This is a genomic window from Ruegeria sp. CRTD044 (genome assembly GCF_059613485.1).
In genome coordinates, this window is sequence record NZ_JBXWSP010000011.1 from 241,319 (window position 1) to 259,014 (window position 17,696).

The window sequence follows — 17,696 nt, forward strand, 5'->3', positions numbered from 1 at the left end:
ACAAGTATTTGAGGGAGTGGCACGAATGAAAACGATACTGCTTGCTGGCGGTCTGGGGTCTCGGCTGGCCGAGGAAACAGTCTCGATCCCCAAGCCGATGGTCGAAATCGGCGGCCGGCCGATCATCGCGCGCGTCATGGATATCTACAGCCATTTCGGGCACCGCGATTTCGTCGTAGCCGCCGGATACAAGGCGCTTTTGCTCAAGCAGTTCTTCGCGAATTACCACCTCATCGCCAACAATATCTCGGTCGCTCTGGATACGGGCGAACTCAAGCTGGTGCCTTCGGCGCCCGGCGGTTGGAACGTGTCGGTCGTCGATACCGGGGCTCATACCATGACAAGCGGGCGCATTCGGCGTCTCAAGGAATGGCTGGATCCGGGCGAGACCTTCATGTGCACCTATTCTGATGGCTTGGGGAACATCGACATCAACGCGTTGATCGATTTTCACAAGTCGCACGGCAAGCTGGCGACGGTCACGGCGGTTCAGCCGCCCGCGCGTTTCGGCAACATCGAGTTGAAGGGCGACCGCGTGGACGCGTTCACCGAAAAGGTGCGTCGCCGCGAGACCTGGATCAACGGTGGGTATTTCGTGTTCGAGCCCGGGGTCATGGATTACATGGTCGACGATATGGAGCCGCTGGAACAGTCACCGCTGTCTCAGATGGCCCGCGACGGTGAGCTGATGGCCTATCGCCACGAGGGTTTCTGGCATCCGATGGATACCATCCGCGACCGCAACGCGTTGGAGGCCCTTTGCGAGGATGATACGCCGCCTTGGCTGCAATTTGATGCCAAGCCCTCCTCTGATTACCCCGCCATAGCGATCTGAGGAACGAATGACTGGTCAGTCCGATCAGATTTTCGGCGGTCAATTCACCGGCCGCCGGGTGCTTGTGACAGGGCATAGCGGGTTCAAGGGCGGGTGGATTTCAACCTGGCTGAACCGGCTGGGCGCGGAGGTCACAGGCATTGCCTTGCCGCCCGAGCCCGGGCCTTCCTTCTATCAGGCGTGCGCACTGGATCGGACAATGGACAGCCGTTTTGCCGATATCCGTGATCCGGCGGCTTTGGCAAGGGCGACTCAGGGTCTGGATGCCGAAGTGGTGTTTCACATGGCTGCGCAACCTCTGGTGCGCAAATCCTACCGCGAACCGGCCGAGACATTTGCGACCAATGTCCAAGGTACGGTCAACGTTCTGGAGGCCGTGCGACGAATGCCATCGCTGAAGGCCGTTGTCGTAATTACAAGCGACAAGTGTTATGACAATCGGGAGTGGCTGTGGGGTTATCGCGAAAACGACCCTTTGGGCGGCAAGGATCCGTACAGTGCCTCCAAGGCGGCAACCGAGCTTGTGGCCCAGTCGTATGCGCATACTTTCTTTTCTGACACGAGTGGCCCTCAGCTTTCGACGGTTCGGGCGGGCAATGTCTTCGGCGGAGGAGACTGGGGTGAAGACCGGTTGATACCGGACATCATTCGAGCCTGGCATGATGGCCAGCCGGTAACCATCAGAAACCCGGATAGCATTCGGCCATGGCAGCATGTGCTGGAGCCTGTCGCAGGGTATTTGCTGCTGGCCCAGAAGATTCTGAGCGACGGACAGCGTTTTGCAGGGGCATGGAATTTCGGGCCAGACGTTTCGGGCACCGTCAATGTCCGGGATCTGGCGGATATGATGTGGCGCGCCTGGGGGGCAGGCGCGCCCGGGTTCCGTTTCCCGGATGAGTCCGCAACGGCGCCCCACGAAGCTGGCATACTTCGGTTGGACAGCACCAAGGCGCAGACCCGTTTGGGCTGGCGGCCTCGGCTTGAACTGTCTCAAGCCGTTGAACTGACAACCGACTGGTACAAGGCCCACGCTGCGGGCGACGATATGGGCAAGGTCACCCAATCGCAGATCACCGCGTACCAAGACCTCATGTCCGGCACGAGTTGCGACCAAACCGGGCTGGCCGCACAGTAGATTTTCAGGAGATTTTTTGATGAGAGTGAATTACGGACAGACAGTCCACGGCCAGGAAGAGATCGACGCCGTCGTCGAGGTTCTGAAAACATCCACCCAAATGGGACCCAAAGTCCGGGAGATGCAGCAGAAAGTCGCTGCACTGTTTTCGAAGGCACATGGGATCATGGTTAATTCCGGGTCCTCGGCGAACTATCTGGCCGTCGAAATCCTGGATCTTCCCAAAGGATCCGAGGTGATCACCCCGGCTCTGACGTTTGCCACCACGGTCGCTCCGCTGGTGCGGCAAGGGCTTGTGCCCGCATTCGTTGATGCGGCCGAGGGAACCTACAACATAGATGTAGAACAGATCGAGCGGATGATTTCGCCCAAGACCTCGGCGATGATGATCCCCTCGTTGATTGGCAACCTCCCGGACTGGCGTCGGATCCGGGAACTGGCCGATGCACATGGCCTGAAGGTGATCGAAGACAGTGCCGACACATTGGGTGCCACGATCGACGGTGCCAGCACGGGCATCTGGTCGGATGTTTCGACCACCAGCTTCTACGGTAGCCATGTCATCAACGGCGCAGGAAATGGCGGAATGCTGTGCGTCAATGATGACGAGTTGGCACGCAAGGCATTGCTGATGCGGTCGTGGGGGCGCAGCTCGTCGCTGTTCGTCGAATCCGAGGCCATCGAGAACCGCTTCAACGTTCAGCTGGATGGGATCGAATATGATGCCAAGTTCCTGTTTGAGGCGCTCGGCTACAATCTTGAACCCTCCGAGATCAGCGCCGCTTTCGGCCTGGTGCAACTGGGCAAGCTTGAGAACAACATTCGGGTCCGCGAGGAAGCCTTTGCAGCCCATCGCGCGTTCTTTGCGCAGTATGAGGAATGGTTCATTCTGCCCGAACAGCTGCCGGGCGCACGCACCGGTTGGCTGGCGTTTCCGCTGACTCTGCGAGAAGGCTCTCCGTTTACCCGTCGCGAGATGCAGATTTTCCTGGAGAAGGCGGACATCCAGACCCGGCCGGTCTTTACCGGCAACATTTTGCGCCAGCCGGCCATGAAAGATGTTGAGTATCGCGCGGATACCGCAGGTTATCCTGTGTCTGATGCCGTGATGCGCGGGGGCATTCTGTTGGCATGCCATCACGGGCTGACTCAGGCTCATATCGACTATATGCATGAAAAGACGCAGGAATTCCTCAAGCCGTATATGACCGGGATGCCGCGCAAGGCATCTTGATCCGAGGTCTTCCAGCGGTCGCTTTCCGTCTGCGGTTCGTGGGTGCGGAATGATCGGTGTTGGCGAAACTATCCCAAGGGGTCCAAATTCCATAGTATCGAAGGGACCGGCCAGGGCGCAGGAATGAAACTGATGGCAACTGATCATGATACGGGTAACCCGCAAAGCGCGGGTTTCACCAATCTGGCCCAGAACATGGCCGGCGGCGGGTTGTCATGACGAGGCGCGTTCTGATCACCGGGGCCGGAGGGTTCATCGGACAGCATCTGCTCCGAGCCTGTTTGGACAGTGGGGATCAGGTCGTGGCCTTGGTCCGACCCGGATTCCTCTCTGATGGAATGCCCGATGTCGAGTTGCAGCGTGTCGACCTGAGCGACAAGGATGCTTTGCGCCGCGTGTTTGACACGTCCCGGCCAGAGGTTGTGTTTCATGCGGCGGCAAACACCCGGGCTGTAGCGCGGCCCGGCCTAAAAGATGCCGAAGCCAGCGTGAGCGACAATCTTGTGCCATTGATGGCAGTGTTGGGTGCCGCCGCGACCTGCGACGCACCGCCGGATGCGTTCATCCGTCTTGGAACCATTGCCGAATACGGTGAGGTTCCTTCTCCCTACACTGAAACCCAATGCGAAATGCCGCGCGACAGCTATGGGGCATCGATGCTGGCGGGGACCAAGTACTTGACCATGCTGCGGCCGCGCCTGCCATTCACGGCAATGACGGCCCGGCTTTCACTGACCTATGGTCCGGGTCAGACCGGGCCCCAGTTGGTCCCGTATCTGATCCGCACTTTGCTGAACGGGGATGCCGCGCGCATCGGACGCCCCGATGATATCCGGGATTTTCTGCATGTCGGCGATGCCGTGCGCGCCCTTTTGATGTTGGCGTCCGCCCCGCGGGTTGACGTTCCGGTAGTGAATGTCAGTACCGGAGTAGCTACTCGAGTCCGTGACGCGGCCGCGATTCTGGCTGAGCTGACCGGTTCCGGACCCGGGAAGCTCGACTATGCCGACCCGTCAGGTAAGCCGGTGCACCTGGTCAACAATCCCGGACTTATCCATTCCCTTTATCCCTGGACCGCGCGGATCGCGGTGGAGGACGGCCTGCGGGACACAATCGATTGGGCTACCTCTTCGGATGCGCAGAAGAACATGGCAGGACAAAACGCATGACGGTCATTTCCATTCTGATCCCCGCCTACAACGAGGAAGACAACGTCCGTACGGCCTATGAGCGCGTGCTGGCGGTGTTCGACAAACTGGATGGGTACGAGCCTGAAATCATCTTCACCGACAATCATTCCGAGGATCGGACGTTTGAAATCCTGTCTGAAATCGCGGGGAAGGACCCTCGGGTCCGAGTGATCCGCTTTGCTCGGAACATGGGGTACCAGGCTTCGGTTCTGACAGCATACAGGTCAGCGACCGGTGCCTGCGCGGTGCAACTCGATTGCGATATGCAGGACCCGCCCGAGTTGATCCCTCAGATGTTGGACCTGTGGCGGCAGGGGAATCATGTCGTCTATGGTATTCGCCGCAGCCTGCCCGATGGCCCTGTTGTTGCCGCTGCACGGCGGGGGTTCTATGCACTGATCGACATGATCAGCAACGATAATCTTCCGCGCAACGCGGGTGAGTTTCGTCTGACTGACAGACGGATATTGGACGAATTGCGCCGGGTCGATGACCGCTCGCCCTATGTTCGTGGATTGATCAGCGGCATGGGGTTTTCGCAGGTCGGGTTCGAGTATGATCGCGCGGCCCGGACAGCGGGGGAATCCAAGTTTCCGGTCCGGGCGATGGTGGCGCTGGCTGTGGACGGGTTGATCAACCATTCCCTGCTCCCGCTGCGCCTGGCTTCGCTGATCAGCCTGACAGTAGGGCTGTCGATGTTCCTGTTGATGATCGGCTACCTCATCGGCAAGCTGTTCTTCGGCCAGGATTGGCCCGCAGGTTTTGCAACCACGACCATCCTGCTGCTCTTGTCGATGACCCTGAATGCGATGTTCCTTGGCATCCTTGGGGAATACGTCGGCCGGATCTTTCTGCAGGCCAAAAACCTCAACCAGCCCGTGGTTGAAGCCGAGCTGAATGGCCCGGTGGAACAACTGAACACGTCTGGGAAACAGAACCGCGCCGACAGCGCGCAAATGGTGGAGCGGGCGCAGTGAAGATACTGATCGTTCAGGGTGGGTTCGGAGCTGGCGGCGCCGAAAAGATCGTCTCGGTTCTTGCAGCCCATCGGATCGGGCTTGGCGATCAGGTCTCGGTTGCGGGCATGACCATGCCCGAGGACGGGTCGTATTTTTCTTTCCCTGACAGCGTAAGCCTATTGGTCGCCGAAGGCGGATACGACGGGTTCAAGGGGCTGAAACAGCTGGCCCGCCTGCGCCGGATTCGTCGTTTCATCCGGGACGAGAACCCCGACGTGGTGGTATCCTTTCTGACCAAAATCAACGTCCTGACGCTCGCTGCAGCTCTGGGGCGGGATGTTCCGGTGATCGTTTCAGAACGGAACAACCCGATTGTGCAAAACGCCAACCCTGTCTGGCGCCACGCTCAAAACATCCTTGGACATCGAGCCAGCACCGTGGTCATGCAGACTGAGCGGGTACGCCAGGACCTGCCGCCGTCATTGCGGAGCAAGGCGCGGGTCATTCCAAACCCCTGTGCGCCAATCGAAGGTGCAGCCCAGCTCCTTGGTTCGGGTGGCAATCGGCTGGTCGCGGTGGGGCGGCTGGATCCGCAAAAGGGGTTCGATCTGTTGATCGATGCAATGTCGGAAATCATCCAGAAAAACCCGGACGCGCGCCTGACGATTTTCGGGGAAGGCCCGGAACGTGCCGCGCTCGAGGCTCAGCGGGACCGGTTGGGTCTGCAGGGCGTCATCTCCTTGCCCGGCGCGAGCGACACACCCGGAGCGTGGATGAAGGGCGCAGACATACTGGTGTTTTCCTCCCGCTTCGAGGGGTTTCCAAATGTGGTGGCAGAGGCGACCGTCGCAGGCTTGCCGGTTGTGTCTTTTGATTGCCCCTACGGACCGAGAGAGTTGATCCGACACGGTGAGAATGGATTGCTTGTTGCGCCCGAAGACACGGCGGAACTGGCCCGCGCAGTGCTGCAGCTGAGCGACGATCCTGAATTGCTGGACAAGATGCGTCAGGGATACCAACACAACAGGGACTGGCTGGCCCCAGACAGTATTCTTGAGAAATGGGACCGGATCATTGCCGATGCTGCTCATCGCAGGGTTGGAGCGGGGGTCGAACATGGCCATAGCACCTGCCGCCCGGAGAGTTGAACCAAACCAGGCGGGCCGCAGCGCCTGCTCTGCCATCAGGAGTTGGCATTGTTGCAAAAGTTGAAACCGCAGGTCTCCCTCCCCAGCCGGGCACGACCACGGATCGTGGTTGTCGCCAATCTGACTGCGTCTTTGCTGAATTTTCGCTATGACCTGCTGAAGGAGCTGTCAGAGCGGGCTGAGGTCGTCGCCTGCGGTCCCGAGCGCCACGAGGCGACGGAAACTGCGCTCGCGGAGATCGGGGTGAAGTTCGTGCAGTTTCCGCTATCACGTGCCGGGATGAACCCGGTTGAGGACATGCGCACGCTGCGTGCTCTTGTGCGCGTTTTCAAGGAATTCAAACCCGACATAGTCTTTGCCTACACAATGAAGCCAATCATCTATGGTTGCCTGGCCGCAAAATGGGCGGGAGTGGACCGGATCTATGCCATGAACACCGGGTTGGGCTATGTCTACAGCACCCATGGCCTGACTTTTCGGAGGCGGGCGGTTCGTGCCGTGTCATCGGTTCTGTATCGTATTGCGCTGAGAGGCGTGGACGAAGTGCTCGTCTACAACCGCGCAGATGCCGAAGAGTTCCGAGATAGGCGTCTTGTTGCACCAGATGCCAAGCTCAGCATCGTGCCCGGGTCTGGCGTAAATCTGGATCGCTACGGATATACCGATCCGCCAGCTGGGCCGCCCGTATTTCTGATGATCTCGCGCCTGCTGCGCGAGAAGGGCGTGTTTGATTTCGTTCGAGCTGCCCGTTTACTGAAAGAAACGCAACCCCAAGCAAGATGCCAATTGCTTGGTCCGATGGACGCCAACCCGGATTCCATCGGCCAACGCGAGATCGACGAATGGACGCGCGAAGGCGTGATCGAATACTTGGGGGAAACTTCGGACGTCCGGCCCTATCTGGCGGCGTGTTCGGTCTTTGTGCTGCCGTCGGCCTACCGCGAAGGGATACCGCGCACCATCCTCGAGGCGATGTCCTCAGGGCGGGCTGTCATCACGTCGGATGCGCCGGGTTGCGCTGATCCGGTCATCAACGGCGAGACTGGTTACGTCGTGCCGGTCCGAAACCCCGAGGCCCTGAGCCGCGCCATGGCCTCGTTCGTCGAGAGTCCTGATCTGGTGGCCCGAATGGGTCTGGCATCGCGGAAACGTGCCGAGGATTCGTTCGACGTCCGTCGGATCAATGCGATCCTTCTCGGCAAGATGGGATTTTCGACCAATACCCGAGAGGATGAGGCAAGTTGAGGGGAGGCGGCTCTTCCAAGCATTTGTTATTTAATGATAAATGGGAATATTTGAAGGAATTCGCGGAAACTACGGGAAACCCCTAATTTCCAGGCCGCCTGAGACTGGCTAACTTTATTTCAACAGCGGAATTCGACCGGTGGGGCCGTTGGCCCGACCACTCACTCGACAAATGACCAGCATATGGGGTGCTGGTCATTTTGTTTTTTGGGGGGACAGAAAAGCGCAGTTCAGTCTGTGGTTGTGGTCGAAGGCAGCTGATACCCGAACTGACCTAGATCGAGGCCAGTCAAGGATTGGAGTTCGGCGTTTGACTCAGCAAAGGCACCGTCAAATTGGGACTGAATTCTGCCGACCAGCCGGTCTTTGAGCATCTGATCCAACTTGCCGGGAAAGATGCGTCCGATCGGCCGGCTCAATTTTCCGAATCTGCGCGTTGCGTTCGGAAACGGCAACAATGCGCCTTTGCTTAGCTGGTTGTCGCTGAGCGTGAAATTAACAAATCGCTGCAGAATCTGAAAACACTCCGATCTCTTCTCGTTCGTGACTTCAAATTCGCGCTTCTTGTGCTCGACGCCGACGAAATTGCACAGGGTTTTCACAAAGGAATCCGGCTCGGAAATGAACTGTTCGTAGGCCAATCCAAGCACACGATCCTTGCCAAACTTGTCTTGGTAAAATTTGAACAAGCGGTGGTACCGGTAGAACTCCTCCGAGAACATCGGCGCGCGCCGCAGATTCGGTTCAGGTTCGGACAGATATGTCTTCAGCGATCCGTGGCCGCCATCGGTAATGTACTGGCTGTACATCGACAGGATCGACGACAGCTGCTCGCGGAATACGACTAGGATGTAGGCGTCGGGAAAAGTGCGTTGCAGACGGTCGGCAATGATGGTGCTGTCGAACCCGCCGCTGGCCGGGTAACCCGAGAATCTCTCGTGAGAGAACACCGGAACCTGCCCGTTATCCTGCGATTTTCTAAGGAAACTCTCGTACATCTCGCGAGTTTCTCCGGGATCATAGGTCATCGGCTGCGGCAGCACGATCCGGTTCGAAAGAATGTATTTGCGATCGCCATGCGGAGTGGCGAACGGTGCGTCCGGCGCCGAGAACAGCTGCTGTTGCAGGGACGACGTAGCGGTTTTGTGATAGCCGATATGGACAAGAACGGGTGCACGGGTCATGACGGGATATTCAGCCTTCGGACCGGGTGATTTCAGTCTGGCTTCGGGCGCGGTCGGCATCCGAGCCGCACCTGTTGGCACCCCGACAGGTGCTCCGAACAAGAATTGGTTTCTGTCGCAACTTCAAAAGCCCTTTCAACAATCAGTACTGGATTCAATCGGCAAACTGCGCTTTCGTAAAACGATATAATCCAAGACAACTAAATGATAGGAACGGAAACAACCGGAAACATGACTTAACCCGCCACAAATTTTGGAAACGTATTGAATTGTACCGAGTGCATGGGTGAATTGATGACCCGCTTCCTGAACACCGCGTGGATAGCGCCGCGTGGTTTCGCGTGAACCGATGAGTGAGCCAAGCTCGAAGCCGCTGCTGAAGCGGCTGGCCAAGAACATGTCATGGATGTTCTTGTCGCAGATCTTGGTTGGTCTGTTCGGTTTGGCCAGCCTCATCTTTACGGCTCGCGCGATCGGGCCGGCTGCGGTCGGGATTCTGGCGCTGGTGGATGCGTACATTCAGGTGATGGACAGGTTGTTCCGGCTCGAGCCGTGGCAGGCAACCATCAAATACGGCAGCGAGGCTCTGATCGAAGAGGATCAGAACAGATTTCGACAATTGATCAAGATGTCTGTGGTGACCGATTGCCTTGGCGGGTTGCTGGCTGGTTCGGTGGCGATAATGCTGGCGCCAAAGCTTGCGCCGTTCATCGGGCTGTCTGAACCTGAAGGCGCGTCCTATATCACGCTGGTTGCCCTTGGCTTGTTTCTATCGCTCCGACCAACCGGCATCGGGGTTCTTCGAATTTTCGACCGGTTCGATGTGCTGGCGATCTCGGACATGGTAATTGCCGGCCTTCGGCTTGTTGGAGTCATCATCGCCTTTCTGCTGGATCTGGGGATCTGGGCATTTGTGGCTCTGTTGCTGATGCATCAGATCCTGACCGGGCTGGTTGCGTTCTTTCTGGCTCTGGTCGAATTGAAAAAACGCAACCTGCACAGGTTTTTGTCCCAGCCGCTGCGGCGGGCTTTTGCCCATAATCCCGGGTATCTGCGGTTCCTTTGGAATTCGAATTTCAACGTGATCCTGCGACAATCGACTCAGCGGCTGGATATTCTTGTCGTCGGCGCCTTGCTGGACGTGACATCGGTGGGCTTCTATCAAGTGGGCAAGCGCATCATGGCAAATGTTGTTCGGATTGGCGGCCCTGTCAGGCAAGTCCTGTACCCCGAGATGACCCGCCTATGGGTCGTCGGCGATTTCGGCCGGTTCTGGCGTCTTGTACGGCTGGTGTCGCTCTCGGTTTGCGGGGTGTCGATCCTGGTCTCCATTCCGTTGGCGTTGAAGATGCCTGAATTGGCCGTTCTGCTGTTCGGGCCAGAGTTCCGTGGCGCCGCGCCCGTCATGACGATCTTGATGTATGCCGCGATCGTGTATCTGGGGGGCTTGGTGTTGAACCCCGCCTTGCTGAGCATGGGGTTGGACAGCGCGCTGGTGCGCACGACGATTGTTGCCACGGTGATCTTTGCCGCCTCATTTCTGCCGATGCTATATTGGATGGGGATTGAAGGCATTGCCCTGGCCCATTTGTTGTTCAATCTGGTCTGGACGGTGGGCTGCATATTCGCCATCCGGTCTTATCTGGCCAGAAAACACGAAACATGATGGGTTGGTGTTCTTCCTGCCCTGTCCCTTAATCCCTTAAGTAACGAGTATTTTGAGACCATCCATGCCAAGACGTATTCTATTTCCCTTCGAAGGTGACACCGTTATTGGCGGCAGTCACGTGTCAGCCTTGAAACTTGCGGCGGCGTTGGACCGGTCGAAATATGTGCCCCACATCCTGGTCCACTACGAGGCCGGCCCGGCGGCGGAGTATGCCCGATCGCTGGGACTGGACGTCGAAATCCTGCGCGATCCCAGACTGATGTCTCCGGGCGGGCTCAGCTATCCGCGCGACTGTGGTCCGCTGCGATACCTGACTTCCAGCGCATGGAGGCTGGCGAGCGTACTAAAGCGCATCGATGCCGACATCGTTCACACAAACGAAGGTCGCATGCATGCCAACTGGGTGCTGCCGGCCCGCCTGGCGGGCAGGAAACACATCTGGCACCACCGGCAGGATCCGACCGCGTGCGGGATCAACAAACTGGCGCCGCTTTTTTCCGACCACATCATCAGCGTTTCGCATTTTTCGAAGCCCAGCAACCCGGTGCGGTCGGTCGACAAGAAGTTCACCGTGATCCGCAGCCCATTTGATTTCAACCCGCACCCACAGGAAAGGTCCGAAGCCCGAGCAGCCGTAATCGCCGAGATGGGATTGCCCGATGACGCGCTGCTTCTCGGGTATTTTGGGAATTTCGTCACGCGCAAGCGTCCCGACCATTTTGTGAGGGTCATCGCGGCTGTGCAAAACGCGATGCCCGACACTCCGGTGCATGGTCTTCTGTTCGGCAGCGCGGCCGAGCGGGACGAACCGTTGCGCCAGACCTGCCTTCGCATCGCAGAAGAGGCGGGGATCAGCGAGCATATCCATATGATGGGGTTCCGTCAGCCGATCGATGGGTACATGGCGGCGATGGATGCCAATCTGGTGACCGCTCTGGACGAACCGTTTGGCCGTACGTTGATCGAAGCGATGTATTTGGGAACTCCGGTCATCGCGACCCGTCACGGCGGCAACATCGAAGCGATCACGGACTGGGAAACCGGTGTGCTGGTTGACCCGGACGATCCGCAGGCATTCGTGGAACCTGTGCGCAAGTTGCATCAGGACAGAGCGTTGTTCGAGAAGATTTCACAAGCGTCAAAGAACTATGCCCGTGCAAATTTCGGCTTGGATATTCATGTGAACGGGGTTTGCGAGATCTATGATCGGTTGCTCGCTTGATAGCTTGTTCGGTCAACGACGCGGGTTATCGAATGTGTAATAAGTATTGCCCGCGACGAATCCATCCAACCCGACCAGCCGGCCATAATGTGCCAGATCCCGGGTTGTATTAATGAAGCCGGAGTTCTTGAAATTGAGCGAGGTGTTGCAGAGCACGCCCACCCCCGACACCGCCTTGAACGCGGCCAGAAGGTCGTAAAAATAGGGGTTCTGGTTGCGGTTGACCGTCTGTACCCGCGCCGATCCGTCGACATGGGTTACCGCGGCCAGGTCCGGATTGGTAACGCGGTGAAAGTCCATCATGTATGGTGAGGGTGCGCTGATGTCGAAGTGCAGTGCTGCATCCTCCTCCAGGCAAGACGGCGCCACTGGACTGTTGCTGGCCCGTCCCTTGATCCGATTCAGTCGCGTACGTGTCTCCGGGGAAAACGGCGCGGCCAGGATTGACCGGTTTCCCAAAGCGCGCGGCCCAATCTCGCAATTGCCGCGGGTCCAGCCAATGATCTTTCCGTCCAGCAGGTCTTTGGCGATCGTGTTGAGGTTCAGTTCGGTTGCGGTCATGCCCAGCGTGTCGATGCGGTCGTCGCAGAAGGACTGGCCGGAATAGACCGACCATTCCAGTTTGGCTTGTCCGGTATAGTGGCGCATCGCGTCCACGGCGGTTCCGATAGCACATCCCGAGTCGCCGGTCGTCGGCGGAACGAAGACCTCGCGGAACAGCCCGCTTTGCTTCCACGCGGTATTCCAGTGTCCATTCAGGCCACACCCTCCGGCGATCAGCAGCGGATGCTTTTCAGGCAGGTTCTGTTCCGCATAGTCGCGAAACTTCTGGAATATCGCTTTGGACAGCTTGGTGGCCATGTTCTTCAGTTTTTGGCTATCCGTTCCAATGTTGAAGAAGGGCGAAGTCACAAAATCGCTTTTGCGAAGTGCGTCGCCGCCCAGGTCCGAGGAAAGCAACCGGTTGATCAGTTCCGTCTCGTCCGCATCTGGTGGACCGTCTTCGCCAAATGCGCAGGCTGCCATCAGGCGGCCGGGATCCTGTGGCCGGGGTGATTTGCCCGTGACCGGAAAGTCGGGGTCGGCGAGGGCATTGAGAAACGCAAAGCGCGTGCCCGGTGCCGTTATCACCTGCCCGCGATGACGAATGGTCAGGTCGCTGTCGATCTCGTAGAAATCTCCCAATGCACCTTCCCACAGAAGCACATAACAGGGCTCGCCCTGACGAAAGGGGGACATGGCATAGCTGCACCAGATATGCGCCCGTTCGTGAGTTGATGAGTAATAATCGACCGACTTTCCAAAAAAGGTTCGTTTGCCAACTGTTTCGGACCCCGCGCCGATGCCGAAGTATCCGGCCCCCGAAGTTGTAACGTGGTCGGCCCCGTTGCTTGACCACCCGCTGAGGGCCAGGACGTCCGGCAAATCCTTGAACCATAGACCCGCGTCTATGAACGTGTCGGGCGTAACCGGCGTATACCTCGGGAAACTGTTCTTTTCCGCCTCGTAGGAAAACAGCAGACGCCCGTCGGTGCTGTCGACACCTGCAACTGTGCCGTCATGTCCGGATTTGAAAGACAGGATTTTCATGAATAGCCCTCCCTCGACAAGTCACGGTCTGAAGACCACGTGCCTCGCAAACAGATGTGACAGTCCGACGGGTCAAAAATGCCGGGGCGTTGACGGATCGAATTGACCGCAAATCCATTCCACGAATACCAAAACAAATGCCACGATTAAGCCTAGCAGAAGCTCGGTGTTTCGGGGAACCCAAGTTCGCAACCGGCTGCCGTCGGGCTAAACGCAGTGGCTATTCGTGAACGAAAGAGCACTTTTGGCGCGATTGTTCACTGGGTGGGCATTGCGTATCCCACGCAGTGCCCGGCACCAGACCGGTGCAACAGGCTGACAAGTCCGGTGAATCACACTTGCATGGCTTCCGGTTGGCCGGGAAAGGCTGAAATTTGATCGAGCGGCACCTTCATCCGGGTTGCACCTACCAGCCTCTGACCGTTAACGTGGCCGCGTTATCAGGCAAGTTTTTTGGCCAAGGGTGTTTTAGGTTATGTCAGTAATTTTGGGTTTGGCTACAATGAGCAACAGCGCTGCCGCGCTGTTCAAGGACGGCAAGCTGGTTGCCGCAATCGAAGAAGAGCGGCTGACGCGGGTCAAGAATGACGGGGCATTTCCCCATCAGGCGATCGCCGAGGTTCTGCGCATTGCCGGGCTGAAGTTCTCGGACATCGATGAGGTTGCGGTCTATTGGCAGCCCTGGCGTATGGTCGGCCGCGGAATGGGCACGATGCGCAAGATTTTGCAGCGACCCTCGGCCGCCAAAAGCGTAACGGCGCGGATCGGGGCACTGTTCGTGTCAGATACCTCGTCGGAAGAGTCACAGGACAGCGGCTGGATGGACCTGTTTCGCATCCGCAAGATCCTGACGGCCGAGCATGGTCCGGCCGATTTCAAGTTGCACTACATCAACCACCATCTGACCCATCAATTGTACGCCGAAGCGATGCGTGACTGGGACAGCTTCGTTTCGCTGTCCTATGACGGTGGCGGCGAGGAAAGCTCGACCATCGTGTCAGTTGTGCGGAACGGCAAGCGGGAAGGTCTTGCGGATCATCGCTGGCCCAACTCGCTGGGTCATTTCTACTCGACCTTCACCGGTTTTCTTGGCTTTAAGATGCTGGAAGGTGAATACAAAATGATGGGTTTGGCGCCGTACGGCAAACCCATCTACCGCGACGCCATCTTGCGCGAAATTCTGATCTTGGACGATGACGGCGGTTACCGCGTGAACACCGCGCTGTGCGACTATCACTCAGCCCTGCGCGGTGAGTTCCATCCACGTATGGAAGAACTGTTCGGCACCCGGCGCGAGCCTGGCACCGCGCCGAACGAACGCCACGTGGACCTGGCGGCATCCGTGCAAGCCGCGTTCGAGGCATCCCTGCACCATATTCTGGAGCCGGTCCGCAAAGCCAATCCGGACCTGCGCAAATTGGTAATTTCCGGCGGCTGCGCGTTGAATGTCACGGCGAATGGAACACTGATCGCGGACGGCACGTTTGACGAGGTCATCATTCCACCGGCCCCACATGATGCTGGCTGTGCAGTTGGCGCAGGGCTGGCCTGCATTCCGAGCGAGCAGGTCGATCTGCCCTCGGTCCGCAGCCCTTATCAGGGTGCCGATTGGGCGGATGCCGACATCACCTCTGCCTTGGCTCAGTATTGTGCGGAACCGCAGCAGGCCCTGCCTGTCGATCAGTTCCTGGATCGTGTGTCCGACCTGCTGGCCGAGGGCAAGATCATCGCCTGGTTCCAGGGGCGGGCAGAGTTTGGCCCGCGTGCCCTGGGTGCCCGATCCTTCCTTGCAGACCCACGCAAGGACAGCATTCGCGACGATCTGAACGTCAAGATCAAGAAACGCGAGCATTTCCGGCCCTTTGCGCCCAGCGTTGCGGAGGAGGCGGCCTCGACCTTTTTCGAGATCGATCAGACCAGCCCCTACATGAACATCGTTGCACGTGTGCGTGGCGATCGGGCGGCAGACATTCCGGCGATCACCCATACTGACCAAACGGCACGCGTACATACGGTGTCGCAGTCGGCGAACCTGCTGTACCACGCCTTGTTGACCCGGTTTGGCGAAAAGACCGGAGTGCCTGTGTTGTTGAACACCTCGTTCAATATCCAGGAGCCCATCGTCTATTCGCCTCTGGATGCTTGCGCGACATTTGCGGCATCCGGAGTAGATGCGCTGGTGATCGGTGACTACGTCGTGCTGCGCGAAGCGCTGAAGGATGACAGCGCCCGGGCCCAAGCTGTCGCGTGACCCGGCTGTTTCTCAGCGTCGATTTTGAAGACTTTGCGCATGATCTGAAACGCCTTCTGGGGGTTTGGGAAACCGGACCCCTCACAGTTGAAGAGCTGTGGCAAAGCTTTGAAACCATTGATGACTTCCTTCGCTCACATGGCGGATCGACGGGTTGCGCCGCAACGTTCTTTTGCACGGGGGTCGTGGCACGCGACGCGCCTGATCTGGTGGCCGAAATCGCAAAGCGGGGCCACGAGGTTGCCTGCCACTACTATTTTCATGACAGCATGGACCTGCAGTCTGCGGAGACCATAGACCGTATGCTGGGTCAGGCGCGGCAAGCTTTGGAAGAGGCCGGGAACACCCCTGTTCGAGGGTTTCGCGCCCCGCGCTTTCGATTGAACCGCGCAACGCCTGAACAGTACCGCCTGATTGAACGCCATTTCGACTACGACTGTTCGTCATTCTTCGCCTCGGCGCAGGAATGTGATCGGTTTTCCCGGGAAATGGGGCTGACCACGCTCCGGATCTTGCCGTTGTTCATGACGCCATTGGCGGTCAAGGGGCCGATGGTGCGTCTGGGAGGCAGCTATCTGAAGTTCATGACTTCGGATCTGGCGGGGAAACTGATCGAACGGTCCGAACAGGCCGGCATCCCGCCGCAAGTCTATCTGCATCCCTACGAGATCGTGGAACCTCAGTCATTCATGGTTTCAATGGACGAGCTCGCGGCCTTGGGATTTGCCAAAGCCGCTTACTGGGCGTTGCGGCAGTCTCAGTGGCTGAACTTTGGTGGCGCGCGACTGCTGCGAAAGGTAGAGAGTTTGATACCCGCAGGCGGCCTTGCGGGTCGGCTGGATCAGTTGGTCGGAGAATAAAAAAGGGGCTGGTCAGTCGACCAGCCCCAGTCATTCGCGGAACCGAGGGATCAGTTCGACGCGGCCATCAGTTTGTCGTTGTGCTCGCGCAGCGAGTCCGAAACGATCGCGTACCATTCGCCGGATTCACGCATTTCGTTCAGGCCCTTGTTCAGCATGGCCAGGTACTGCTTGCCGAACGGGTTCGAACGGTGCGCAATGAAACGCAGCGACGACAGCGAGGTCACGAAGGGGTTCTCGATCAGGTCGTTCTGGTTCAGACCCATTTCAACCATGGTGTCCGAGAACAGCTGAACCTCGAAGGTTGCAACATCTGCAGTGCCGGTCAACACGGCATCCAGACACTCCCGCGCGGTGATCGGCTGCATCAAGGTGATGGTGTCGCCATTGATCAGACCTTGCTGTTCCAGATCGTGGATGAACCAGCCGTCCATGCGGCAGATGGTCGACCCTTTCAGCTCGTCAAAGGTGGTCGCGTTTGCAAACTGGCTTTCGGGCAGGGTGTAGAAACCGACCACGATGTCATAGACCGGGACCGACGAGTCGAACTGCGTGCAGCGCACCTCGGTTTCCCAGGACCATTCGTAGCTGCGGTTGGTGCAGTCCGGCATGTTCCACGCCATCGACACGTCAAACGCGCCCAGCGGCAGCAGGGTTTCCAGGTGCGAGTTCCAGTCGTCAACAAAGCTGACCGAATAGTCGCGGGCGTTGCCGCCCCGCTGCAGCGAGGTGGTTGCCAGACGCGGGATGATACCACCGCCATTCAGCGATTCATCTGCGAAGGGCGCCCAGCCGTTACCGGTGACCAGTTTGATCGGCGGCTCATAGACGCTCGAGCGTTTCACGCTTGCAGCGCGTTGCTCTTCCGCGGCGATGATTTCCTGCGCGCTGCGGCCGTTCGGCAGGCTGCCGTCTTCACAGGGCAGGGCCAGAACGATGCCCGGCTCAAGCGAGTTCGGGTTGGTGATGACGTTGCGGTTTGCGTTGAAGATCGGCTGGTAGTTCGATGTGCCGTAGGCCGCGATGGCGATGGTTGCCATCGTGTCGCCGTCCTGAACTGTATAGTTGGTACAGGCCTCCTGAGCGGCGGCGGCGCCGGCGCTGAGGGCGGTTACTGCGGTGGCTGCCGCCACCAGTTTTTTCAGATTGATTTCAAACATGTCCACTTCCTCCA

At 58.4% G+C, this 17,696-nt stretch carries 14 protein-coding genes; 11 read left to right on the forward strand and 3 right to left on the reverse strand.

Annotated elements, in window-relative coordinates:
- The first annotated feature begins 25 nt into the window (after positions 1-25).
- The 7 genes from rfbF to AC2FNL_RS11130 all read left to right on the forward strand — a co-directional run bounded on the left by rfbF (position 26) and on the right by AC2FNL_RS11130 (position 7,746).
- Positions 26-835: a glucose-1-phosphate cytidylyltransferase gene (gene rfbF / locus AC2FNL_RS11100; protein ID WP_093963249.1), complete on the forward strand. Its 810-nt coding sequence runs from the start codon at positions 26-28 to the stop codon at positions 833-835.
- 7 nt (positions 836-842) lie between these two features.
- The gene (gene rfbG, locus AC2FNL_RS11105) at positions 843-1,970 is read left to right on the forward strand and encodes a CDP-glucose 4,6-dehydratase (protein WP_496833627.1); all 1,128 of its coding nucleotides are present in this window, start codon (positions 843-845) and stop codon (positions 1,968-1,970) included.
- Between the two features lie 19 nt (positions 1,971-1,989).
- Positions 1,990-3,204, forward strand: a complete 1,215-nt coding sequence (locus AC2FNL_RS11110; protein ID WP_496833628.1) for a DegT/DnrJ/EryC1/StrS family aminotransferase — start codon at positions 1,990-1,992, stop codon at positions 3,202-3,204.
- Between the two features lie 215 nt (positions 3,205-3,419).
- Entirely contained in the window at positions 3,420-4,373 is a 954-nt protein-coding gene (locus AC2FNL_RS11115; protein ID WP_496833630.1) for an NAD-dependent epimerase/dehydratase family protein, read from the forward strand.
- On the forward strand, positions 4,370-5,371 hold the full coding sequence (locus AC2FNL_RS11120; protein ID WP_170369542.1) for a glycosyltransferase family 2 protein: 1,002 nt from the start codon (positions 4,370-4,372) through the stop codon (positions 5,369-5,371). Before AC2FNL_RS11115 ends, AC2FNL_RS11120 begins: the two co-directional genes overlap by 4 nt.
- Complete coding sequence (locus tag AC2FNL_RS11125; RefSeq protein ID WP_496833631.1) at positions 5,368-6,501, forward strand: glycosyltransferase family 4 protein; 1,134 nt, start codon at positions 5,368-5,370, stop codon at positions 6,499-6,501. Before AC2FNL_RS11120 ends, AC2FNL_RS11125 begins: the two co-directional genes overlap by 4 nt.
- A gap of 51 nt (positions 6,502-6,552) precedes the next feature.
- Positions 6,553-7,746 carry a glycosyltransferase family 4 protein gene (locus tag AC2FNL_RS11130; protein ID WP_496833633.1) on the forward strand — a complete coding sequence of 398 codons (1,194 nt, stop codon included), beginning with the start codon at positions 6,553-6,555 and terminating at the stop codon, positions 7,744-7,746.
- Between the two features lie 230 nt (positions 7,747-7,976).
- Here AC2FNL_RS11130 and AC2FNL_RS11135 read toward each other — a convergent pair whose 3' ends face one another.
- Positions 7,977-8,990 (reverse strand): sulfotransferase, encoded by a 1,014-nt coding sequence (locus AC2FNL_RS11135; protein WP_496833635.1) that lies wholly within the window; start codon positions 8,988-8,990, stop codon positions 7,977-7,979.
- 289 nt (positions 8,991-9,279) lie between these two features.
- Here AC2FNL_RS11135 and AC2FNL_RS11140 point away from each other — a divergent pair, with 289 nt between their 5' ends.
- Together AC2FNL_RS11140 and AC2FNL_RS11145 are read left to right on the forward strand one after the other, a co-directional pair.
- Positions 9,280-10,596, forward strand: coding sequence for a lipopolysaccharide biosynthesis protein (locus AC2FNL_RS11140; protein WP_496833636.1), 1,317 nt, complete (start codon positions 9,280-9,282; stop codon positions 10,594-10,596).
- Between the two features lie 64 nt (positions 10,597-10,660).
- On the forward strand, positions 10,661-11,821 hold the full coding sequence (locus AC2FNL_RS11145) for a glycosyltransferase (RefSeq protein WP_496833637.1): 1,161 nt from the start codon (positions 10,661-10,663) through the stop codon (positions 11,819-11,821).
- Positions 11,822-11,833: 12 nt separating this feature from the next.
- Here AC2FNL_RS11145 and AC2FNL_RS11150 read toward each other — a convergent pair whose 3' ends face one another.
- Entirely contained in the window at positions 11,834-13,411 is a 1,578-nt protein-coding gene (locus AC2FNL_RS11150; RefSeq protein WP_496833639.1) for a carbamoyltransferase C-terminal domain-containing protein, read from the reverse strand.
- Between the two features lie 475 nt (positions 13,412-13,886).
- On the opposite strand from AC2FNL_RS11150, the gene AC2FNL_RS11155 reads away from it, so the two are divergent.
- Together AC2FNL_RS11155 and AC2FNL_RS11160 are read left to right on the forward strand one after the other, a co-directional pair.
- On the forward strand, positions 13,887-15,662 hold the full coding sequence (locus tag AC2FNL_RS11155) for a carbamoyltransferase family protein (protein ID WP_496833641.1): 1,776 nt from the start codon (positions 13,887-13,889) through the stop codon (positions 15,660-15,662).
- The gene (locus AC2FNL_RS11160) at positions 15,659-16,522 is read left to right on the forward strand and encodes a polysaccharide deacetylase family protein (RefSeq protein WP_496833643.1); all 864 of its coding nucleotides are present in this window, start codon (positions 15,659-15,661) and stop codon (positions 16,520-16,522) included. Before AC2FNL_RS11155 ends, AC2FNL_RS11160 begins: the two co-directional genes overlap by 4 nt.
- Before the next feature lie 50 nt (positions 16,523-16,572).
- Here the strand turns inward: AC2FNL_RS11160 and AC2FNL_RS11165 are convergent, their stop codons facing one another.
- Positions 16,573-17,682 (reverse strand): transporter substrate-binding domain-containing protein, encoded by a 1,110-nt coding sequence (locus AC2FNL_RS11165; protein ID WP_170341645.1) that lies wholly within the window; start codon positions 17,680-17,682, stop codon positions 16,573-16,575.
- Positions 17,683-17,696 lie beyond the last annotated feature (14 nt).